This window comes from Halorubrum sp. Atlit-8R (genome assembly GCF_003666025.1).
GTDB lineage: Archaea > Halobacteriota > Halobacteria > Halobacteriales > Haloferacaceae > Halorubrum > Halorubrum salinarum.
Genome location: NZ_QPLV01000004.1, coordinates 226,250 through 245,892 on the forward strand (window position 1 = coordinate 226,250; position 19,643 = coordinate 245,892).

20 protein-coding genes are annotated in these 19,643 nt (G+C 73.2%); 9 read left to right on the plus strand and 11 right to left on the minus strand.

Going from position 1 to position 19,643, the window contains the following annotated elements:
* Positions 1-288 precede the first annotated feature (288 nt).
* Positions 289-1,536 (minus strand): acyl-CoA dehydrogenase family protein, encoded by a 1,248-nt coding sequence (locus DVK05_RS12100; protein WP_121563596.1) that lies wholly within the window; start codon positions 1,534-1,536, stop codon positions 289-291.
* 164 nt (positions 1,537-1,700) lie between these two features.
* Between DVK05_RS12100 and DVK05_RS12105 the strand changes: the two genes are divergently transcribed.
* The 3 genes from DVK05_RS12105 (at position 1,701) to DVK05_RS12115 (ending at position 4,869) form a co-directional block, all read left to right on the plus strand.
* Positions 1,701-2,894 (plus strand): MFS transporter, encoded by a 1,194-nt coding sequence (locus tag DVK05_RS12105; protein WP_121563598.1) that lies wholly within the window; start codon positions 1,701-1,703, stop codon positions 2,892-2,894.
* A gap of 100 nt (positions 2,895-2,994) precedes the next feature.
* Entirely contained in the window at positions 2,995-4,308 is a 1,314-nt protein-coding gene (locus tag DVK05_RS12110; protein WP_121563600.1) for an MFS transporter, read from the plus strand.
* A gap of 108 nt (positions 4,309-4,416) precedes the next feature.
* The gene (locus DVK05_RS12115; RefSeq protein ID WP_121563602.1) at positions 4,417-4,869 is read left to right on the plus strand and encodes a universal stress protein; all 453 of its coding nucleotides are present in this window, start codon (positions 4,417-4,419) and stop codon (positions 4,867-4,869) included.
* Positions 4,870-4,890: 21 nt separating this feature from the next.
* On the opposite strand, the gene DVK05_RS12120 is transcribed toward DVK05_RS12115, so the two are convergent.
* From DVK05_RS12120 to DVK05_RS12140, 5 genes are all read right to left on the minus strand, one after another.
* Entirely contained in the window at positions 4,891-6,279 is a 1,389-nt protein-coding gene (locus tag DVK05_RS12120; protein ID WP_121563604.1) for an MmgE/PrpD family protein, read from the minus strand.
* 62 nt (positions 6,280-6,341) lie between these two features.
* Positions 6,342-6,800 (minus strand): hypothetical protein, encoded by a 459-nt coding sequence (locus tag DVK05_RS12125; protein WP_121563606.1) that lies wholly within the window; start codon positions 6,798-6,800, stop codon positions 6,342-6,344.
* 40 nt (positions 6,801-6,840) lie between these two features.
* Positions 6,841-8,142 carry a ribonuclease R family protein gene (locus DVK05_RS12130; RefSeq protein ID WP_121563608.1) on the minus strand — a complete coding sequence of 434 codons (1,302 nt, stop codon included), beginning with the start codon at positions 8,140-8,142 and terminating at the stop codon, positions 6,841-6,843.
* Between the two features lie 80 nt (positions 8,143-8,222).
* Positions 8,223-9,080: a hypothetical protein gene (locus DVK05_RS12135; RefSeq protein ID WP_121563610.1), complete on the minus strand. Its 858-nt coding sequence runs from the start codon at positions 9,078-9,080 to the stop codon at positions 8,223-8,225.
* 36 nt (positions 9,081-9,116) lie between these two features.
* Positions 9,117-9,488, minus strand: a complete 372-nt coding sequence (locus DVK05_RS12140) for a hypothetical protein (RefSeq protein WP_121563612.1) — start codon at positions 9,486-9,488, stop codon at positions 9,117-9,119.
* Positions 9,489-9,641: 153 nt separating this feature from the next.
* Between DVK05_RS12140 and DVK05_RS12145 the strand changes: the two genes are divergently transcribed.
* Both DVK05_RS12145 and DVK05_RS12150 read left to right on the plus strand, forming a co-directional pair.
* A complete protein-coding gene (locus DVK05_RS12145; RefSeq protein WP_121563614.1) occupies positions 9,642-10,124 on the plus strand; it encodes a cation:proton antiporter regulatory subunit in 483 nt (160 codons plus the stop codon).
* A gap of 88 nt (positions 10,125-10,212) precedes the next feature.
* Positions 10,213-11,448, plus strand: coding sequence for a cation:proton antiporter (locus DVK05_RS12150; protein ID WP_121563616.1), 1,236 nt, complete (start codon positions 10,213-10,215; stop codon positions 11,446-11,448).
* Between the two features lie 449 nt (positions 11,449-11,897).
* Here the strand turns inward: DVK05_RS12150 and DVK05_RS12155 are convergent, their stop codons facing one another.
* Positions 11,898-12,197, minus strand: coding sequence for a DUF5789 family protein (locus DVK05_RS12155; RefSeq protein ID WP_053772440.1), 300 nt, complete (start codon positions 12,195-12,197; stop codon positions 11,898-11,900).
* 302 nt (positions 12,198-12,499) lie between these two features.
* Positions 12,500-13,660, minus strand: a complete 1,161-nt coding sequence (locus DVK05_RS12160) for an aminopeptidase P family protein (protein ID WP_121563618.1) — start codon at positions 13,658-13,660, stop codon at positions 12,500-12,502.
* A 93-nt stretch (positions 13,661-13,753) separates the two neighbouring features.
* Here DVK05_RS12160 and DVK05_RS17380 point away from each other — a divergent pair, with 93 nt between their 5' ends.
* On the plus strand, positions 13,754-13,930 hold the full coding sequence (locus DVK05_RS17380; protein WP_199241222.1) for a hypothetical protein: 177 nt from the start codon (positions 13,754-13,756) through the stop codon (positions 13,928-13,930).
* Between the two features lie 106 nt (positions 13,931-14,036).
* Complete coding sequence (locus DVK05_RS12165) at positions 14,037-14,267, plus strand: hypothetical protein (protein ID WP_121563620.1); 231 nt, start codon at positions 14,037-14,039, stop codon at positions 14,265-14,267.
* Between the two features lie 46 nt (positions 14,268-14,313).
* Here DVK05_RS12165 and DVK05_RS12170 read toward each other — a convergent pair whose 3' ends face one another.
* Together DVK05_RS12170 and DVK05_RS12175 are read right to left on the minus strand one after the other, a co-directional pair.
* Positions 14,314-14,667, minus strand: coding sequence for a VOC family protein (locus tag DVK05_RS12170; RefSeq protein WP_121563622.1), 354 nt, complete (start codon positions 14,665-14,667; stop codon positions 14,314-14,316).
* 67 nt (positions 14,668-14,734) lie between these two features.
* Complete coding sequence (locus DVK05_RS12175) at positions 14,735-16,180, minus strand: tRNA(Ile)(2)-agmatinylcytidine synthase (RefSeq protein WP_121563624.1); 1,446 nt, start codon at positions 16,178-16,180, stop codon at positions 14,735-14,737.
* Between the two features lie 212 nt (positions 16,181-16,392).
* On the opposite strand from DVK05_RS12175, the gene DVK05_RS12180 reads away from it, so the two are divergent.
* On the plus strand, positions 16,393-17,364 hold the full coding sequence (locus DVK05_RS12180; protein WP_121563626.1) for a transcriptional regulator: 972 nt from the start codon (positions 16,393-16,395) through the stop codon (positions 17,362-17,364).
* 59 nt (positions 17,365-17,423) lie between these two features.
* On the opposite strand, the gene minD is transcribed toward DVK05_RS12180, so the two are convergent.
* Positions 17,424-19,106, minus strand: a complete 1,683-nt coding sequence (gene minD / locus DVK05_RS12185; RefSeq protein WP_121563628.1) for a cell division ATPase MinD — start codon at positions 19,104-19,106, stop codon at positions 17,424-17,426.
* 177 nt (positions 19,107-19,283) lie between these two features.
* On the opposite strand from minD, the gene ahaH reads away from it, so the two are divergent.
* Complete coding sequence (gene ahaH / locus DVK05_RS12190) at positions 19,284-19,640, plus strand: ATP synthase archaeal subunit H (RefSeq protein WP_121563629.1); 357 nt, start codon at positions 19,284-19,286, stop codon at positions 19,638-19,640.
* The last annotated feature ends 3 nt before the right edge of the window (positions 19,641-19,643 follow it).

Sequence of the window (19,643 nt, forward strand, 5' to 3'; positions counted from 1 at the left end):
GTCGTTCGCTACGCTCACTCCTTGCGGTGCTTGCGTCGCCTGCGCCGGCCTCGCGACTGCCCCTTTGAGTCCCGCCCCGCGCCGCACGGCACCTCACGCCTCCCCAGCCTCGTCGGTGGTCCTCCGCTTCGCTCCGGACCACCGACTCCAGCGAGGGACCGAAGGTCCCTCTGGCAGCCGGCGCGTAGCGCCGGCGACCTCGCGCGTGCTCCTCGCGGCCGACTTCGGCGGCCGCTCGCAGGCACGCGCCACCGCACCGTTGATTTATAAACGACTCTTCCCGGCGAGTCAGTACGACCGCGGCAGCCCCAGCACGCGCTCGCCGAGGTAGTTCAGGGCGAGCTGCTGGGTGACCGGGACGAGCCGCGTCAGGCGGGCCTCGCGGAAGTAGCGCTCCACGTCGTACTCGCGGGCGACCCCGAAGCCGCCGTGGGTCTGGACCGCGGCGTCGGCCGCCTCGAACGCCGCCTCGGCGGCGAGGTACTTCGCGACGTTCGCCTCCGCGCCCGCCGCGGTGCGTTCGAGGTCGTCGAGGCGGTCGGCCGCGCTGTAGATCACCTTCTTGGCCGCGAGCAGGTCGGCGTACGCCTCCGCGAGCGGGTGTTGGACCGCCTGGTTGGCGCCGATGGGGCCGCCGAACACCTCGCGCTCGTTCGCGTACTCGATGCCGCGCTCCAGGGCGACCTCGCCGAGCCCGAGGCACTCGGCGGCGATCACCAGCCGCTCCTCGTTGAGCCCGTCGAGGACCTGGTAGAACCCCTCGCCCTCCTCGCCGATCAGGTTCCGCGCGGGGACGCGCAGGTCGTCGAAGTACAGCTGGTAGGAGTGGACCGCGCGGCTCGCGGTCTTCGGGATCCGCTCGATCTCCAGCCCGTTCCCGTAGGCCTCCTCGAGGTCGACGAGGATCATCGAGATGCCGCGGGTGCGCTTGTCCACCTCGTCTCTGGGCGTCGTCCGCGCCATCAGGAGGAGGTAGTCGCTGTCCTCGACCCGCGAGATCCACACCTTCTCGCCGTTGACCACGTACTCGTCGCCGTCCCGCTCCGCGGCGGTGCCGCTCCGCTCCGAGGCGCGCGGCGCCTCGCGCTCCGCCCGCGTTTCCATCGCCGTCGAGTCGGAGCCGGCGTTCGGCTCGGTGAGGCCGAACGCCTGGATGCGGGCGTCGCCGTCGGCGACGCGCGGCAGGAGGTCCGCCTTCAGCTCCTCGTCGGCGTACTTCACGATCGGGACGGAGTTGTAGATCCCGCCGTGGATCGACTGCGGGCCGGCGAAGCCGCCGCCGCTCGCGGCGATCTCCTCCATCATCACCACGGCCTCGCTCGTCGACATGCCGACGCCGCCGTACTCCTCGGGCACGAGCATGCCCAGCCAGCCGTCGTCGGCGAGCGCGTCGACGAACTCCGTGGGGTACGTCGCCGTCCGGTCGCGCTCGCGCCAGTACTCGTCGCCGAACTCGGCGCAGAGGTCCCGGACGCTGCGCCGCACGAGCGACTGCTGCTCGGTGAGTTCGACCGAGTCCCGCCAGTCCTGCGTCATGGGAGCACCTCCCGGCCGCGGCTCATAAGGATTCGTGACCGGGCAGTTCGCGCCGCGGAAAGGGCGATCCGGCCGCCCCCGAGGTGGTCGCCCGCGAGGTCGCCGCGCCGTCGGGTTGCCGCGACGGCACCGCTTATGAACCGGGACGTGGTGGCGGGCGGTGAATGGACCGCTCCTACTGGCGCACCGTCTCCCTGGTGACGCTGTGGCAGGTGTCCGCGAGCGTCTGTTACTACACCGTCTTCGCCGCGACGACGTTCTTCCGCGACGAGTTCGGGCTCTCCCGGTTCCGGGTCGGCCTCGTCGTCACGACGCTGACGCTCGGGTACGCGCTGTTCCTGCTGCCGGTGGGGGCGATAACCGACCGCGTCGGCGAGCGGAAGACCCTCTCGCTCGGCCTCGTCGGCCTCGCCGCGGGGATGGTCCTCGTCGCCGGCGCGCCCTCCTACGCCCTCCTCCTCGTCGCCGTCTTCCTGCTCGGCTCCGTCTACAGCGTCGCGATGCCGGGGACGAACAAGGCGATATACGACAGCGTCCAGCCCGGCCGGCAGAACACCGCGATGGGGATCAAGCAGGTCGGCGTCACCGGCGGGAGCGGGATCAGCGCGCTGCTCGTCACCGGGCTCGCGGGCTACCTCTTCTGGCAGGCCGGCTTCCTGATCGCCGCGGGGTTCGGCTTCCTCGTCGCGCTCGTCTTCGGGGTCCTCTACCGCGGCGCCGGCGGCGGGGCGGCGAGCCGTCCGGACCTCCGCGGGCTGGCGGGCAACCGGCCGTACGTCCTGCTCGTCGTCGCCGGGCTGTTCCTCGGCGCGGCGCTTTTCACGACCACGGGGTACACCGTCCTCTACGTCGAGGAGTCCGTCGGCGCGTCGGTCGCGTTCGCCGGCACCGTGCTGGCGGTCGTCCAACTGTTCGGCAGCGCCGGGCGGCTCCTCGGCGGGTGGCTCTCCGACCGCCTCCCCGGCGACCCGCAGGTCCGGATCGGCGGCATCCTCCTCGTCCAGACGCTCGCGAGCGCGGGGCTGTTCCTCGTCGTCGCCCGGACCTCGACGGAGGCGACCGCCGCGGTCGCGTTCGCTGCGCTCGGCTTCTTCGTCCTCGGGTTCACGGGCGTCTACTACTCCGTGATGGCGACGCTCGTCCCGGCCGACCAGATGGGGAGCGCGACCGCCGGCTGTCAGGTCGCCCTGACCTCCGGGGCGCTGTTCGCCCCGCCCGCGTTCGGCTACCTCGCGGACACCGCCACGTACGGCGCGAGCTGGACGCTACTCGCCGGGATCTGCGTCGTCGCCGCCGTCCTCGTCGTCGCCGTCATCCGCGCCGAGCCGCCGGTCGGCGAGACGGCGATGGCGGAGTAGCGATCCCGGCGCCGTCCCCCGGCCGACGCGCGCCCGACTCTCGGCAACCGCGGCGGCTACCCCCGACGTTATCAGCCGACCCGCCGAACCGTCGGCCGACATGGACGCCGCCGAGCGCCGGATCGTCGGATTCACCGCGGGGTCGCACGGGCTCGTCCACACCTACGAGCTGTCGATCCCGATCCTGCTGACGGTGTGGGTCGGGCGGTTCTCGACGACCGCCGCCGCGCTCGGCGTCGTCGTCACGCTCGGCTACGGCCTCTTCGGCCTCGGGGCGCTGCCGGGCGGCATCCTGGTCGACCGGTTCGGCTCGAAGCCGCTCATCCTCGCCTGCCTCGTCGGGATGGCCGGGTCGTTCCTGCTCGTGAGCGTCGCGCCGACGCTCCCCGTCCTCGCCGCGGCCGTCGCGGTGTGGGGGCTCACCGCCAGCGTCTACCACCCCGCGGGGCTGTCGCTGCTCTCGAAGGCGGTCGAGCAGCGCGGGACCGCGCTCGGCTACCACGGGATCGGCGGCAACCTCGGCATCGCGCTCGGCCCCCTGGCGACCGCGCTGCTGCTGTTGGCGTTCGACTGGCGGCTGGTCACGGCGGCGCTCGCGCTGCCCGCGCTTGCCGTCGCGGCGTACGGGGTCACCGTCGACGTGGACGCTGCGCTTCAGTCCGGGGACGAGAAGGATTCCGACGGGGAAGATCCGGACGGGGTTGATCCGGACGGGAAAGATCCGAACGGCGAGTCGAGCGACTCGGCCGGCGGGACCAAAGGCGAGGTCTCGCTGTCGTCGATCGCGACGGACACGCGGCTCCTGGTCGCGGGCGGGTTCCTGATCGTGTTCGCGTTCGTCACGTTCAGCGGGCTCTACTACCGCACGTTCCTCACGTTCCTGCCGGACCTGCTGGGCGACGTGCTCGGCGGCCTCGTCGACCTCCAGATCGTCGACCCCGAGAGCCCCTACGCCGACCAGTTCGACGTGGGCCGGTACCTCTACGTGGCGGTACTCACGGTCGGGGTGCTCGGCCAGTACCTCGGCGGCCGGATCGCCGACCGCGTCCCGCCGGAGCGCGGTCTCGTCGCGCTGATGGCCGCCCTGTCGGCGCTCGCGCTGCTCTTCGTCCCGGCGACCGGCGCGGTCGCCACCTTCGTCGCGGTGTCGCTCGCGCTCGGCGTCGCGCTGTTCACGGTCCAACCCCTCTCGCAGGCGACGGTGGCGGCCTACTCGCCGAGCGAGGCGCGCGGCCTCTCGTTCGGCTACACGTACGTCGGGATCTTCGGGATCGGCGCGCTCGGCTCCACGCTGGCCGGGACGGTCCTCACCCGCGCCGGGCCACGCGAGCTGTTCGTCGTCCTAGCGGTCATCGCGGCGCTCGGCGCGCTGGCGGCGACCGCCGTAGCCCGGTTCGCGACGCGCCGGGACTGATCCGGAGCGCCGTCGCCTCATCCCCGACTGACTCGACGAGGGCGCGGCGTTCGCGGGGCCTCGGATCCGGCGGGGGTGTTTAAGAAGGGCGGCGTTCAATCTCGCCGTATGTACCACGTCCTGTTGCCCGTCGACATCGAGACGGACCGCGCGCTCTCGCAGGTCGACATCCTCGAATCGCTCCCGGCCGACGCCGCGGAGATCGAGGTCACGCTGTTGCACGTGTACGAGTCCGTCGACGCGCCCGCCGACGAGGCGGGGTCGTCGGTCATCGACGAGATCAACGAGTCGATCGAGGACCTCCGCGGGATCCCCGACTCGCTGGAGGCCGTCGAGGCCCGGCTCGACGAGCTCGGAATCTCCCACGACCGGGAGCTCCACGTCGGCGACGCCGCGGACGCGATCCTCGCGGTCGCGGCCGACCGCGACGTCGACTCGATCGTGCTCGGGATGCGCGAGCGCTCCCCGGTCGGGAAGGCGCTGTTCGGCAGCGTCAGCCAGTCCGTCATCCTCAACGCGGACCGCCCGGTCATCGTCGGGAAGCCGTCCGGCGACGACTGAGGGCCGACGCCGCACTTCGCCTCACTCCGCCGTCGCCGCGTCGACGAGGTCGGCGACGGACCGCCCGTCGAGCGACTCGACGACGGCCGCCAGCCGGTCGGCGTCGACGCCGCTGCCCGCGAGCAGGCCCGCCGCCTTCGCCTCCGTCTCCGCGGCCGACATCGGCTTCTCCGGCTCGCCGAGCGGGACGCGCACCGACGCCTCGCGCGTCTCGCCGCCGGCGGTCACGGTCACCCGCGCGCCCCACTCCTCGGGGAACCGCGCCTCGATCGTCGGGTCCGTCTCCACGGTCGTCGCGTCCATCAGCCGGCGGACCGCGGGGTCGTCCCACCGCGGCGGCCCGTCGAGGCGCCCGACCGCGCGCAGGAACGCCTCGGCGTCGGCGGTCCCCTCGGTCAGCGTCACGGCGGCGGCGAACGGCGCGGAGAACTGGCAGTCGACGAACCCCTCGGGGCGCCGCTTCGCCGCGATCGGCTCGCCCGTGAGCCGGACGCCCGCGCTCGGGATCGCGATCTCGATCCCCTCGACCGCGTCGGGGTCGACATCGGGAGCGATCTCTCGGAGCCCGTCGATCGCGGCGTGGAGGTAGCGGCAGCAGGGGTACGGCTTGCGGCCCGTCTCCGCGACCGCGTCGCGCTCGCCGATCCGGCCGACGGCGGCGGGGTTCGGCTCGTCTGAGTAGCCGGAGAAGAAGCCGTGCTCGCCGTCGAGGGGCTCGGCCGCGCCGACGACCCCGGCGGCCGCGAGGTCGGTCGCCTCGATGCCGCGGCGCGCCGCGAGCCCGGGGTGGAGCCGCTTGTTCCACGCGCCGTTCGCGAGGAACTGGAGCGAGCCGGCCGCCTGGCTCCCCGCGATCCCGAACGCGTCCCGCAGTTCGTCGGCGTCGAGCCCGCGGACCACGCCCGCCGCCGCGACGGCCCCGAAGGTCCCGCAGGTCGCGGTGACGTGGAAGCCGCGGTCGTAGTGGGCGTCCGGGCCGACCGCCTCGCCGACGGTACAGGCCACGTCGTAGCCGGCCGCGACGCCCTCACGGAACCGGTCCGCGGGCGTCTCCGGGCCCTCGCCCTCGGCCGCCGCGAGCGCGGCTGCGATCACCGGCGCGCCCGGGTGGAGCGAGGAGGCGAGGTGGGTGTCGTCGAAGTCGAGGCTGTGCGCGAGCGCGCCGTTCGCGAGCGCCGCGTCCGCGGGGGTCAGCCGCTCGCCGCTCGGGAGGAGCGTCGCGGCGGCGTCGCTCTCGGGGTCGGGCGTCGGGCCCGCGATCTTCCGGACGCCGTCGAGGATCGCCGGGGTGGAGTCGGCGTGGGTCGCGCCGCCGACCGCGACCGCGAACCAGTCGAGCAGGTGCGCCGGGAGGGCCGGCCGCTCGGCGTCGACCGACAGGCAGTGGTCGACGATGCGCTGGGTTACCATGGCGGCGGGTCGTCGCCGCCGGCAATCAAGGTTCGCTCCGCGGCAGCCGCGCGCCGCGGGGGTCAGTCGTCGCGGTCGTCGCCTCTCTCGTCGTCGGCGACTTCTCCCTCGTGGTCGTCATCCTCCTCGCCCTCGTCGGCTTCGTGAGCGTGCGCGCCGGGGTCGTCGTCGCCGTCGCCGTCTGCCTCGCCCTCGGCCTCGACGTCGATCGTCACGGGCCCCTCGTCGGCCGCGTCCGATCCGGACTCCGTCGCCTCGTGGCCGCCCGGGTCGCCGTCGCCACCGAACTCGTCGCGGTCCGCCGACTCCAGTTCGCTCAGCGCGTAGCCGACCGCGTAGCCGGTCGAGCCGCCGAGGAAGGCGCCGATGCCGGCGCCGATCGGGCCGCCGCGGGCCCCGAGGACGGCCCCGGTGAACCCGCCGACCGTCGCCGCGCGCTCCGCGTCGCGCTCGGGGTCGCCGGTCGGTTCGAGCGGGTCCTTCGCGTGCCGGTCCGCGTCGCCGTGGTCGTGGGCGTCCATACCACGCCTTGCGGCCGCACGGGCGTATATCCCTCGCCGCTCAGGCGGTGTGTTTCGCCTCGTCGGGGTCCTCGACGACCTCGACGCCGCGGTTGTTGACCGCGTAGGGGTCGAGCCCCTGCTCCTGGAGGAACTGTTTGTAGAGCCGCTCGGCGGTCTCGCCGTCCTTCTGCTTGTCGCTGGCGTGGTCGCACAGCTCGACGAGGGTCTCGGGCACGTCGTTCTCGTGGACGATCCAGTGGTTGATCGTGTCGGAGAGCCGGCGGATGGGCGAAGTGAAGTGGCCGTAGATGTCGAAGTTGAGCGCGTGGTGACCGCCGAACGGGTCGTTCATGTACTTCGCCCGGGGCATCACCTTCAGCACGGCGCGCTGGATCTTGTTGAGCTGGCGCTCCGGGGACTCTTCGAGGGCGGCGTTGACCGCCTTCCGCGGGTCGTCGCCCCACGCCTTCCCGGGGATCGAGACGCCGTCGAGCTCCTGGATCTCCTTCAGCGCCTCGTTCCACTGGTCCGGGGTCGGCTGCGGGTGGACGCGGTACATCGCCTCGACGCCGCGGTCCCACATCAGGGTGTGCGTCACCGCCTTGTTCGCCTTCAGCATCGACTCCTCGATGATGGTGTGCGCGCGGTCGCGCCGGGGGTTGAGGACGAGCGAGCCGTCCTCCTTGCGCTGCTCGTGCATCCGATCCGCGAGCTCGAAGGCGAGCTGGTTCTCCTCGCTCAGGGGGAGGTCGGGGTCGTCGAGCCGGTTCTCGCACTCCTTGTAGGTGAGCCGCTCGTCGGAGTTGATGACGGACTTGTAGATGTCGATGTCCTCGAACGAGAGGGTCTCCTCGTCGATCTCCATCTCGACGGTGTGCGCGAGCCGGTCCTCGTTCGGGACGAGCGAGCAGACGGTCTCGGCCAGCACCGGCGGGAGCATGTGGATCGTGTAGTCGGGTAGGTAGACGGTGTTCGCCCGCTCGACGGCCTCGTCCCACATCGCGGTGTCGGGCGTGACGTAGTGGGTCACGTCGGCGATGTGGACCCACAGCCGGTAGGCCCCGTCCTCGCGCTCGATGGAGATGGCGTCGTCGAAGTCCTGCGCGTCGACCGGGTCGGTCGTCCACGTGGTGAGGTCGCGGAGGTCCTCGCGCTCGTCGATCTCGGCCTCGATCTCCTCGTAGACGCCCTCGGTCCGGGCCTCGGCCTCGCGGAGGACCTCGCTCGGGAACTCGTCGCGGATCCCGAACTCCTCGAACAGTTCCTCGCGCTTCTCCGCGAGTCGGTCCGCGAGCGCCGGTGTGATCGTCACGGGGCCCTGGTCCTCGGCGGACCCCGGCTTCGGCTCGTCGTCTGACATACCTCCACCAACGCGGGTGCGTTAGAAAGGCCTGTCGGGCGGCGTGAGGCGGCGCGCGGCGCCCGCCCGAGCGTCGCCGCTCAGACGGCCGCCGCGAGCAGCGGCGCCAGCGTCGCCCCCGCCACCGCGAGCGCGACCGCGCCGAGGACGACCGGGACCGCCGACGCGCCGACCAGTCGGAGCGCGGTCCGGCGCGCGGTCGCGTCCGAGACGACGAACGGCGCGCCGTCCGCGACCCGCGACTTCACCTCGCCGACCGGCGCGTCCGGGAACGCCGCGGCGTCGCCGACGACCGTCACCTCGTCGCCCGGGCGGAGCGCCCGCTGGACGTACCGCCGCCGCGGGTCGTCGCCGATCGTGAGCGGGCCGACCTCGTACCCGGTCTCCGTGTCGTCGACCTCGTCGACCGCCTCGATGAACCCCCGGACGCGCTCGGGCGGCTCCTCGCCGGCGTCGAGCTTGACCTTCTCGTCGACGTCGAGCGAGAACGTCGCCGCCGCGGGGTCGACGCGGACGCCGGTCCCGCCGGCGTCGACCCGGAAGGGGACGCCGGCCTCCCCCTCGTCGATCGAGACCCACGACTGGCCCTTCCCCTGGCTGCGCAGCTCGGACACGTCGTACTCGACGCAGAGGCACGGGTCGCCGCCGAACGGCGCCGGGAGCGTCTCGTCGTCGACCGCGGCGGCGCGGCCGGTGACCCGTATCCCCCGCTCCGCGCCGTCGAGTCCGGCCGGGTCAGTGGGCGTGGTTCGAAGGACCCGAACCGCGTCGCGGGCGCCGCTCGCGCCGCGCGCGAGGAGGACGATGCCGAGGACCAGCGCGCCGGCGCCGATCGCGGTCGGGACCGGGTCGAGGGCGCTGATCGCGGTCGGGACTGAGCCGAGGGGGTCGACGGCCGCCGGAACGGGCGTCGCGGCCGCTGCGTGGAGGGCGCACATGCCTACCGTCGGGGTACAAATCCGCGCCTGGTAGAACTACCGGTCGCGGTCTGAGCGGTCGCGGTCGGAGCGCGTGCGGTCAGATCGGCCGCGGTCCGACCGGGCGCCCGCGTCGCCCTCGTCGCTCCGGGCGCCGTCGTCCGCCACCGCGTCGACGTAGCGCCCGAGGAACTCCTCGTCGCTGAGCCCGTTCGCCTCGATCGACCGGAGCAGCGATTCGAGCCCGTCGCGCGGCTGGTGGCAGATCTCGTCGTCGCAGTCGGCACAGAGGTACTCGAACTCCTTGTCGCGCCGGCTCCAGCGGTCGCCTTCCTTGTCGTACTCGCGCGCGTCCTCCCGCAGCACCGAGTCGCCGCACGCGATACACACGACCGTCCGCCGGTCCCGACTCCCGCGGGAGCCCCACATACCCGTCCCCTCGGACCCGGCCCACTTAGCGTTTGGTGCGGCGGCCGACGCGCGTCCGACTCGGGCGCCCGCCGGAGTCGGACGACCCACCGGGACTCGTCCCCCTCGCCCGGCGACGTACAGACATATTACGGTGGGCTCTCTGTGCTCCGTATGACGATCACCGAGTCCGACCTCCCCGGGGTCGGGAAGAAGTTCGAGATCGAGCTGGGCGGCGGCGAGGAGATGGTCGTCGTCATCCACAACACGGGCAAACGCGAGGTGTTCCGCCGGTCCGACCCGGACGCCGACTCCGAGAAGGCGTTCGAGTTCTCCGACGACCTCGCGCGGACGATCGGCTCGATCATCGAGGGGGCGTACTTCCAGCCCGTCGAGCCCGAGACCCAGGAGACGACGCTGCCGGGCGGTATCCTCTTGGAGTGGTACGAGCTGCCACCGGGCTCGCCGCTCGTCGGGGAGACGCTGGAGAGCGCCGACATCGGCAACCGAACCGGGCTCGCGGTCGTCGCCATCCAGCGCGACGACGAGGTGCTCGACAGCCCGGGCGCCGACACCACCCTCCGCGAGGGCGACACCCTGATCGGGGTCGGCACGCCGGAGAACTGCGAGGCGTTCGAAGAGATACTCACCGAATGACCGGCGGACTCGGCGCGTCGCCCCTCGGCGCCGCGGCCGCTCCGTGCGGTCCGGTGACCGCGACCGTCGGCGCTCGGGGTGAGCGGTAGTGGCGCTGCTCGACGTCGGCGTCATGTTCGTCGCGGTCGCGGCCGCCGGCGCGGTCGCGAGTCGCCTCGGGCAGTCCGTGATCCCCGCGTACATCCTCGTCGGGACGCTCCTCGGGCAGTACGTCCTCGGGCGGCTCTCGCTCCCGGTCGTCGGGACCGTCTACGTCCCCGAGACGGAGTTCATCTCCCTCGGCGCGGAGCTGGGGATCGTCTTCCTGCTGTTCTTCCTCGGCCTGGAGTTCAACCTCGACCGGCTGCTCGCCCGGCGGGGCCCGATCGGGACGGCCGGGACGATCGACCTCGCGAACTTCGGGGTCGGGCTCGTCCTCGGGTGGCTCGTCTTCGGGGCGTTCCTCCCGGCGTTCCTGATCGCGGGGATCGTCTACATCTCCTCGTCGGCGGTGATCACGAAGTCGCTCATCGACCTCGGCTGGATCGCCAACGACGAGGCGGAGCCGCTGCTCGGCACCCTCGTCTACGAGGACCTGTTCATCGCGGTGTACCTCGCGGTCGCGTCCGCCCTCGTGCTCGGCGGCGGCGACGTCGCCGCGGCCGCCGCGGACGTCGGGATCGCGGTCGGGTTCATCCTCGTGTTACTCGCCGCCGTCCGCTTCGGCACGCCGGCGTTCGACCGGCTGGTGGCGACGGACAACATGGAGTTCGTCGCGCTCCGGGCCGTCGCCGCTGTCGTGTTCGTCGCCGGCGCGGCGCTCGCGCTCGGCGTCAGCGAGGCGGTCGCTGCCTTCTTCGTCGGGATGGCGTTCTCCGCGACCGGGCGGGTCCACGACATCGAGACGATCCTGGAGCCGGTCCGCGACGTGTTCGCCGCGGTGTTCTTCTTCTGGATCGGGCTCGTCACCGACCCCGCGCTGTTCGCCGACGTGGCGGCGCTCGTCGCCCTCGCGGTCGTCGTGACCACGCCGACGAAGGCCGTCACCGGCTACTTCGCGGGGCGCGCGTTCGACCTCGACGCCCGCCGCTCGACGCGCGTCGGCCTGGGGATGACCACCCGCGGCGAGTTCTCGCTCATCATCGCGACCGTCGCGGTCTCCGGCGCGGAGGCCGGCTCGTTCGATCCGGCGCTCGCGGCGACGATCAACGCGTTCGCGGTCGCCTACGTCCTCGTGATGGCGGTGCTCGGGACGACGCTGATGAGCTACTCGGCGCCGTTCGAGTCGCTCGCGACCGCGTGGCTGGATCCGGACGGATCGGACAGCGGCGGGGCGAGTGGATAGGATCTCGGCGACGCAGATCCTCGTTTACGTGGTAGCGACTACGGATCGGTGACGAACACTGCCAAAGCCCCAGCGGTGAGGCGGGCGCACGCTCGCTGCGGTCCTCAGTCGCCCGCTCGCTCCGCTCGCTCCCCTCCCTGCGGTCCTTACGTCGTCATCAGAACGCAAAGCGTTCTGATTGGCTCACGAGAGCTTCGCTCTCGTGAACGCCTGCGCCCGCCTCACCGCTGCCCCTTTGATTCCCACCCGACCGCGACCGCACAGCACCTCGCGCCTCCCCAGCCTCGCGGTTCGCTCCGGGCTCCCTTCGGTCGCCCGTCGCTCACCGCGTCCCTCGCGCGTGCGACTCGCGCCCTGTCGGGCGCTCGTCGGCACGCGCCACCGCCAGGGAGTAGACATCTCTTGTCGTCTCGGGGGTCTCGTAGAAACGGCGTCGCCGCGCTCGTCGCTTACTCGGTCGCGACCGGGCCGCGGCCGACGACGTCCTCGACCGCCTGGAGGAAGTCGCTCCGGCTCTCGAAGAGGGGCACCTCCGAGTCCGCGAGCACGTCGTCGAGCGTCTGCGGGCCGTCGGGCGTCCGGATCTCGGCGTCGCCCTCCTGTTCGCGGACGTCGCTGCGCGTCGCGGGCCACGTGAGCCGCGACGCGACGCGGGCGACCGGCTCGCCGGCCACGTCCGGCCCGTCGCCGAGTTCGACGGCCGGCGCCGCTTCCGCCTCCTCGTCCTCGTCCGCATCGGTGTCGCTCATGCCCCGCGGTTCCGCTCGGGCGACACTAATGGTTTCGATGCCGTCCGGTCGCCCGCCGGGCGAGCCCCGCCCGCTCGGTCCGACTGGGGGAATACACCCGGAATAATTCGGTAATACTGTTATATCATCCGGCGGCATTTACCGGTTGGGGGCACGGCACACGACTCCCGTATTCGCGTGTCGAACGTCGGCACGCCGGTCTCCGCGTTTTCCGTTCCGCCGCTCCGACGCCGAGCGGCGCGTCGCCCTCGACGACGGCCACGGCCACGAGTCGCCGGTCCCGCGGCTCGCCTCGCCGCCGGTCACGCCCACCCGCGGTCGGTCCGGTTCAGGCGCTCGCAGCCGTCCTCGGTGACGACCACGAGGTCCTCGACCCGACAGCCGAACCGCCCGTCGAGGTAGATCCCGGGCTCGACGGAGCAGACCATCCCCAGCTCCAGCGGGCGGTCGTTGCCGGCGACGAGGTACGGCTCCTCGTGGACGTCCAGGCCCACGCCGTGGCCGGTCCGGTGGACGAACGCGTCGCCGTACCCGGCCGCCTCGATGACCTCGCGCGCGGCGCGGTCGACGGCCGACGCGGGGACGCCCGGCCCGACCGCCTCGACGCCGGCCGCCTGCGCCTCGCGCACGACCTCGTGGACCTCGCGGTACGCCTCGCTCGGCTTGCCGCCGAAGGCGAGCGTCCGGGTCTGGTCCGAGGGGTAGCCGTCGACGCGCGTCCCGAAGTCCAAGACGACCGGCTCGCCCGCCCGGATCTCGCGGTCGCCGTGGCCGTGGTGGGGCTTCGCGCCGTTCTCGCCCGCCCCGACGACCGTCTCGAAGCTGACCCCGCGCCCGCCGCGCTCGGCCAATCGGTCCGCGATCCAGTCGGCCAGGGCGGCCTCGGTCATCCCGACCGCGTCGGCGCCCAGGTCGCGGAGGTCGCCGACGACCGCGTCCGCGACCCCGGCCGCCTCGCGGAGTGCCGCCAGTTCCGCCTCGTCCTTCCGCACCCGGAGGTCGGCGAGCGCCTCGCTCGCGAGCCCCCACTCGGCGTCCGGCGCCGCCGCGCGGAGGTCCTGCGTGAACCGCGCCCACATCGTGTCGTCGACGAGCAGCCGCCCCGAGTCGAGCCCGCGGTCGGCGAGCAGCTCGCGCGTCGCCGCCACCGGGTCGTCCCCGTCGCTCCACGTCCGGATCTCCCCGACGGTCGTCGCCTCCCGGACCTGCGTCTCGTACAGCGCCGGGGCGAGCAGCGCCGGTTCCGGGTCGGCCGCGCTCGCCGCCGGCACGACGAGGAAGAAGTGCCGCTCGCCCGGCTCCTCGGCGAAGCCGGTGAGGTACTGGAGGTTGCGGCTCGGGAACGCGACCAGCCCCGCCGCGCCGGCCTCGTCCAGCCGCCGCGCCGCCAGCTCGCGCCGCCGCTCGTGCGGGTCGGTCGGTCGCTCCCCTCCCGACCGGTCCGCGTGTGCGTCGTCTGTCACGGGCCGGGGTTCGGCCTCGGTATATAAGTAGGGTGGCCTTGCGGTGACAGCAAGCGGCGCATAACTACGCCGGATCGGTCGCTACGTGATAGCATGTCGACCGAGAACGCCGCGACCTTCGACTGCCCGGAGTGCGACGTGAGCGCCCCCTCGACGTCGGTGCCGTACGACTCGCTCGGTTACGTCCTCTGCCCGGTGTGCGGGTACGCCGCGTCGCCGAACGCGGAGGGGTCGCCGAGCGCCGGTCGGTCGCCGAGCACGGGCGACTGACCCGACCGACGCCGCGCGCCCGGCCCGAACCGTCGGCCGGCGGACGGCCCCCGCTCGGCCGCCGCGGAACCGCACCGCTTTAGCCGCGGGGCGCGTCCGCCCGGGTATGAGCTGGTCGCTGGAGCGCGACGACGGCACGGTCACCGAGTGGGAGCGATCGGACGGGTACGCGACCGTCAGGCTCCGCGAGCGCTCGGCCGGCGGCTTCGTCGTCCGCCTCGACGTGATGAAACAGGCGACCGACGAGTCGGCCTACGAGCGCGAGCGGTTCGACGACCGGGACGCGGCCGAGGAGCGGGCGACGGCGTGGCGCGAGGAGCGCGACCTCGACGGGTAGGGGACCTCGGCGGGTAGCGCGGGCCCTCGACGCGCGGCGCGGGCACCTACTCGATGTCGACGCCCTCGTCGAGGAAGACCTGACACTCGACGGTCCGCCCCTCGGGGTCCTCGGCGAAACACTGGTAGATGTCGTACGTCTCGTTCTCTCGCGGCTCCGTCACGACCGCGTCGCCGAGCCGCTCGCTCGCGGCGTCGACCCCGTCCCGGTCCGGGTAGACAAAGGTGAGGATGCCGCAGTCGTCGGCCGCGTCGCGCTCGCAGAACCCGAACAGGAACCCGTCGAACTCCAAGATCGTACAGTCGGGCTGTTCGAGCCGCACGCTCGCGTTCAGCCGCTCGCGGTAGAACTCGACGACCGCGTCGCGCCGCTCCGTCGCGTGGAAGACGATGCCGGTCATAGCGGTCGCTCGCGGCGGAGGCACTTCATCGCTCCGGGCGACGCGGTCGACGTCGCCGGACGCGACCTCACCGCTCCGGGTGCGTGGGCGCGTCGAACCCGCCGCGGACGAGCGGCTTCGCGACGTGGCGGCGCGCGCTCGGCGGCACCTCGTACCACCCCGGTTCGAGGTCGCGCTCGACCGACTCCGCGACCTTCCCCGGCGCGCTCGTCCCGCAGTCGCGACACCGGTACCCCTGTCCGCTCCCCGCCGACGACATCGACCGCCCGCAGTCGGGGCAGGTCGGGACCGCGGGCGCGGTCCGGACGAGGTCGCGGACGGCGAACTTCTCCAGTTTCAGGGTGCTCTCGGGCCCCGCCGCGTCCGCCCGCACCTCGTGTTCGCCGCAGAGGGTGACCCGGTCGCCCGGCCGGAGCGCGCGAACCCGGTCGCGGAACCGGCCCGTGGGCGCGAACGCGACGGCGCGGAGGCGGTCGGCGTCGCTCTCGTCCTCGGCATCGGTCCCGTTCTCCGTGTCGCTCCTGTCCCCGGCGTCGGCCGCGCCGTCGGCGGCGACCGCGTCGCGGTCGGCCGCGACGTCGACGTGGACGTGTCCCCCCCGTTTCGTCTCCGGCTCGCCCGCGACCCTCCCGGCCACCCGGTAGCCGGCGCCGTCGCGGAGGTCGCCGATCCGGCCGGGCGCGAGGTGCGCGTCCGTGCCCTGGTTCGTCAGGAACGTCGCCGCGCGCTCGACCGGCTCGCCCTCAATCTTCTCCGCGACCTCGCGGCACGCAGCCGGGTCGTCGCCGCGGATCCCGTGGAGGATCGGGCCGGGGGCGTTCGGGACGCAGACGGCCGCGCCGGTCTCGCGGTCGACGGTGTCCCAGACCGTCGGGTAGCCCTCCGCCGCGGCGTCGAAGACGCTGTCGGCGTCGACCTCGCGCGGCGTCCCGCAGCGGTCGAGCTCGCGGTAGGAGATGCGCTCGAAGGTCCAGTCGTCGAACGCGGCCGACGCGCCCACCGCCGCGAGCGCGCCGATCCGGCCCCGCCCCGCGACGGCCTCGTCCGCGCCCTCCGCCCCGCCGGCCGGGCCCACCGCGGCGTGTCGGAACCCGTGTTCCTCCGCGGTCTCGACCGCCTCCGCGACGGAGAGCCGCTCCCGGAGCGCGCGCCGCGCGAACGCGGCGACCGCCTCGGGGATCGGCGCGCCGGTCGGGTCGAAGGGGTCGCCGCCGGCGTCGCGGTCGGCGACGACGACGCCGGGGGAGGTCCGCGGGTCCGACGCCGCCGCGAACTCCTCGACCGTCTCGACCGCGACCGTCGCGGCCCGCTCCGCGTCGACCCCCGAGGCGTGGAGCGCGACCGCGGCGTTCCCGCGCGTCTTGTGTTTCACCGCCGGGTTCAGGCGGACGAGGAGGCACCGCCGGATCCGGGCGCCGCCGTCGGCGAGCCGCGCCGCGATCCGCGTCGCCACGTACGTCGTACACATCCCGCGCTCGCGGGAGTCGGTGTCGTCGACGGCGACGATCGGCATGTGCCCGCGTTCGCGGCGGCGCGTCAAGCCCCTTTCGAGGCCGGCCTCCCCCGACCGCCGAGGGGAACTCCGGGGCTCGCCGACCGCGTTTCGCGGCCGGTCGAGTATTTAACCGTTTCCCGCCTCGAACGGCGGAAATCGCAGGCTGGCGGCGGTTTCGTCGCCACACCGACGACACAACGCATATATACGGCGAGACGCTTATTCCGGCTATGTCCCGGACTGCGCTCATCGGGAACGTCACCGCGATGCTGGAGGACGCAGGGTTCCTCGTCAGCGACCGGTGTGCGGTCCGGCCCAAGAGCTTCGACGTGGCGGCCCGCCGCGACGAGGACCTCCTCCTGTTGAAGATCCTCGGCAACGTCGACGCGCTCGACGCGGAGACCGGCGCGGAGATGCGTCGGCTCGGCGAGTACCTCAGGGGGACGCCGATGGTGATCGGGATCCGAACCCGCGACGAGGAGCTGAAGCCCGGCGTCGTCTACTTCCGTCACGGCGTCCCGGTGATCAACCCCGACACCGCCTACGACCTGTTCGTCGAGGGGATGCCGCCGCTCATCTACGCCGCCCCCGGCGGCCTGTACGTCAGCCTCGACGGCGACCTGCTGGCCGACGAACGCGAGGAGCGCGGCTGGTCGCTCGGCCGGCTCGCGAACGAGCTGGGCGTCTCCCGGCGCACCGTCTCGAAGTACGAGGACGGGATGAACGCCTCCATCGAGGTGGCGATCCAGCTGGAGGAACTGTTCGACCAGCCGTTCTCCAGCCCGGTGGACGTGCTCGACGGCGCGGACGAGGTCCGCGACTCGGATCCGACCCCCTCCGCGCCCGAGGCGGACCCCGACGACGAGCACGTCCTCCACGTGCTCACGAGCGCGGGCTTCACCGTCCACCCGACCGCCCGCGCCCCGTTCAAGGCCGTCTCGGAGGACGAGGACAGCCCGACGACGCGCGTGCTCACCGGCCACTCGGCGTTCACCGCCGCGGCCGAGAAGCGCGCCCGGATCATGTCCTCGATCGGCGAGGTGGCCCGGACCCGTTCGGTGTACTTCACGGAGGAAGACGAGAAGCGCGAGTCGGTCGACGGGACCGCCCTCGTCTCCTGCGAGGAGCTGGCCGAGGTCACCGACCCCGAGGAGATCCGCGAGCTGATCCGCGACCGCGCCCGCGCCCCCTCCGAGGCCTGACCGGACCGCCGCGCCCCACCCGGTTCTCCCGTCTCACTTCCGCCGGCGAGCTTCCGCCCTCACCGGCCGAGTAGCCGGCTGAAGAAGCCGCCGTCCTTCTCCTCGTCGTCGTCGGCGTCCGCGGTCGACTCCGCCTCGGCGTCCGCGTCCGCCGAGCGTTCCCCGTCGTCCGCGTCCGTCCCGCTCTCGTCGTCTTCCTCGGACAGCACGGTGTTCATCGTCCCGGTGTCGTCGTCGCGGAACGGGATGCTCCCCGCGAGCTCGTCGTCGATGTCGTCGTCGGTCTCCGAGTCGGCGCCCGAACCGCCCTCGGGCCCGTCGCCGCCGGCGTCGCGCCCGGCGGTCGCTCCGCGCGCCGTCTCGTCCGCGTCGGGGATCGCGTCCGACTCCGCGTCGTCGTCCGCGGCCTCGGGGCCGGTGGCCTCGAGCTCGGCGGCCGCTCTCCCGCCGCTCACGGACTCGTCGCCGGCGCCGGGTCCGCCGGCCTCGTCGCTCTCGGTCGCCTCTCGGTCGGCGCCGATGCCCTCGCGAGCCGCCCCGTCGCCCTCGTCGACGGACTCCTCCGGCTCGCCGGCGTCGTCGGGCGTTCCCTCGTCGGTCGTCTCGCCTCTGTCATCGTCGGAGGCCTCGCTCCCGCCGTCACCCGTGTCGTCGTCGCCGTCTTCGTCGGTGTCGTCGGCCGCGACGTCTCCCGCCGCCTCGCTCTCGCTCGCGACGATGATGTCGTCGCCGTCGCCCGGCTCCGCCACGCCGGTCGCGTCGGGGTCCGCGACGATGATGTCCTCGTCTTCTCGGTCGGCGTCGTCAGGGTCGTCGGGATCCGTCGCTTCGCCGCCCTCGTCCTCGTCGTCTTGATCGCCTCCGCTTCCGTCCTCGTCGGGGTCGTCGTCGACGATCACCGCGTCGTCGTCGGGCGCGTCCGGCCGCTCCTCCTCGGCCTCGTCATCGGCTTCCTGCGGTTCCGCTGGTTCGTCGTCGCCCTCGGCTTCGACGCCGCTCGCGCCGGCGGCCGCCTCGGCCGCGGGCTCGTCGAGCCCGGCCCCCTCCACGTCCGCGCCGGTCAGCGCTCGGGCCAGGTCGCGGTACGCGTGCGTCGCCGGGGCGTCGGGCGCGGCGGCCAGCAGCGGGCGGTTCGCCGCCGCGGCCCGGGCGACGGCCTCGTCGTCCGGGATCCGGCCGAGGACGGGGGCGTCGAGCAGGGCGGTGACGACCTCGTCGGTGTCGTCGGTCACCCGGGTGATCGCGGCGCCGGCGACGGTCCCACCGAGCCGCTCGGTCAGCTGCCGCGTCTTCTCGGTGTCGCCGAGGGCGCTCCGCTCCGGCGTCGAGACGAGCAGCGCCTCGTCGGCGATCGCGAGCGGGAGCGTGGAGTCGTGGGACAGCCCGGCGCCCGCGTCGACGAACACGTAGTCCGCGTCGTCGAACGCCTCGACGACCCGGCGGAGCCCCGACGGGTCCGCGGCGGCGTACGCGTCGAGCTCGGTCGCCCCCGGGACGACCCGGAGGCCGGACGGACCCTCGCGGACCGCGTCCTCCGGGTCCGCCTCGCCGGCCAGGGCGTCGTGGAGGGTGGTCTCGCCGGGCGTCACCCCGACGGCGCCCGCGAGGTTCGCCATGCCGAGGTCGGCGTCGATCGCGACGACGTCGGCGCCCGAGTCCGCCAGGATCGTCGCCAGCGCGGCCGTCGTGGTGGTCTTCCCGACCCCACCCTTCGCCGACGCGACCGCATACACCGTTGCCATACGGTGAGGGTCCGGCGACTGCTACTTAAATGTAGGCGGCGGCGCGCGGATCTCCCGGCCGTCGCGGCCGGGTCCCGCCCGGAATCCGGGCGAGATCGCCCCGGAATCGGCGCGCAACCCCGCGGGCTTTCGCAAACACCTTATACGTCGCTTGTAGAGTTTCAGGCGATTAGTAGCATGGCGAGACCAGAGGTGCTCAACTCGATCAAGGAGGCCGAACGGGAGGCGGACGAGATCATCGCTGACGCGGAAGCGGACGCCGAGGAGCGCCTCGCCGAAGCTCGAGAGCGCGCGGACGAGATCCGCGCCGAGGCCGAGGAGGAGGCGGAGGCCGAGGCCCAAGAGCGGCTCGAAGCGGCCCGAGAAGAGATCGAGGAGCGGCGCGAAGAGATCCTCGAATCGGGGCGTAACGACCGCGACGAGCTCGAACGCGAGGCCCGCGAGCGGGTGGAATCGGCCGTCGAATACGCCGTAGAACAGTTCGAGGCGGCGGTCCACGACCAGGCCGAGGAGGCGGTGGATGCTCAGGCCTGAGCA

What these genes read in the sequence shown, in the direction of transcription:
- DVK05_RS12110 (WP_121563600.1), top strand. Translation starts at nt 2,995, where the DNA reads ATGGACGCCGCCGAGCGCCGGATCGTCGGATTCACCGCGGGGTCGCAC.
- DVK05_RS12120 (WP_121563604.1), bottom strand. Translation starts at nt 6,279, where the DNA reads ATGGTAACCCAGCGCATCGTCGACCACTGCCTGTCGGTCGACGCCGAG.
- DVK05_RS17380 (WP_199241222.1), top strand. Translation starts at nt 13,754, where the DNA reads ATGTCGACCGAGAACGCCGCGACCTTCGACTGCCCGGAGTGCGACGTG.
- DVK05_RS12170 (WP_121563622.1), bottom strand. Translation starts at nt 14,667, where the DNA reads ATGACCGGCATCGTCTTCCACGCGACGGAGCGGCGCGACGCGGTCGTC.
- DVK05_RS12175 (WP_121563624.1), bottom strand. Translation starts at nt 16,180, where the DNA reads ATGCCGATCGTCGCCGTCGACGACACCGACTCCCGCGAGCGCGGGATG.
- DVK05_RS12155 (WP_053772440.1), bottom strand. Translation starts at nt 12,197, where the DNA reads ATGAGCGACACCGATGCGGACGAGGACGAGGAGGCGGAAGCGGCGCCG.
- DVK05_RS12115 (WP_121563602.1), top strand. Translation starts at nt 4,417, where the DNA reads ATGTACCACGTCCTGTTGCCCGTCGACATCGAGACGGACCGCGCGCTC.
- minD (WP_121563628.1), bottom strand. Translation starts at nt 19,106, where the DNA reads ATGGCAACGGTGTATGCGGTCGCGTCGGCGAAGGGTGGGGTCGGGAAG.
- ahaH (WP_121563629.1), top strand. Translation starts at nt 19,284, where the DNA reads ATGGCGAGACCAGAGGTGCTCAACTCGATCAAGGAGGCCGAACGGGAG.
- DVK05_RS12180 (WP_121563626.1), top strand. Translation starts at nt 16,393, where the DNA reads ATGTCCCGGACTGCGCTCATCGGGAACGTCACCGCGATGCTGGAGGAC.
- DVK05_RS12100 (WP_121563596.1), bottom strand. Translation starts at nt 1,536, where the DNA reads ATGACGCAGGACTGGCGGGACTCGGTCGAACTCACCGAGCAGCAGTCG.
- DVK05_RS12145 (WP_121563614.1), top strand. Translation starts at nt 9,642, where the DNA reads ATGACGATCACCGAGTCCGACCTCCCCGGGGTCGGGAAGAAGTTCGAG.
- DVK05_RS12125 (WP_121563606.1), bottom strand. Translation starts at nt 6,800, where the DNA reads ATGGACGCCCACGACCACGGCGACGCGGACCGGCACGCGAAGGACCCG.
- DVK05_RS12135 (WP_121563610.1), bottom strand. Translation starts at nt 9,080, where the DNA reads ATGTGCGCCCTCCACGCAGCGGCCGCGACGCCCGTTCCGGCGGCCGTC.
- DVK05_RS12105 (WP_121563598.1), top strand. Translation starts at nt 1,701, where the DNA reads ATGGACCGCTCCTACTGGCGCACCGTCTCCCTGGTGACGCTGTGGCAG.
- DVK05_RS12130 (WP_121563608.1), bottom strand. Translation starts at nt 8,142, where the DNA reads ATGTCAGACGACGAGCCGAAGCCGGGGTCCGCCGAGGACCAGGGCCCC.
- DVK05_RS12165 (WP_121563620.1), top strand. Translation starts at nt 14,037, where the DNA reads ATGAGCTGGTCGCTGGAGCGCGACGACGGCACGGTCACCGAGTGGGAG.
- DVK05_RS12140 (WP_121563612.1), bottom strand. Translation starts at nt 9,488, where the DNA reads ATGTGGGGCTCCCGCGGGAGTCGGGACCGGCGGACGGTCGTGTGTATC.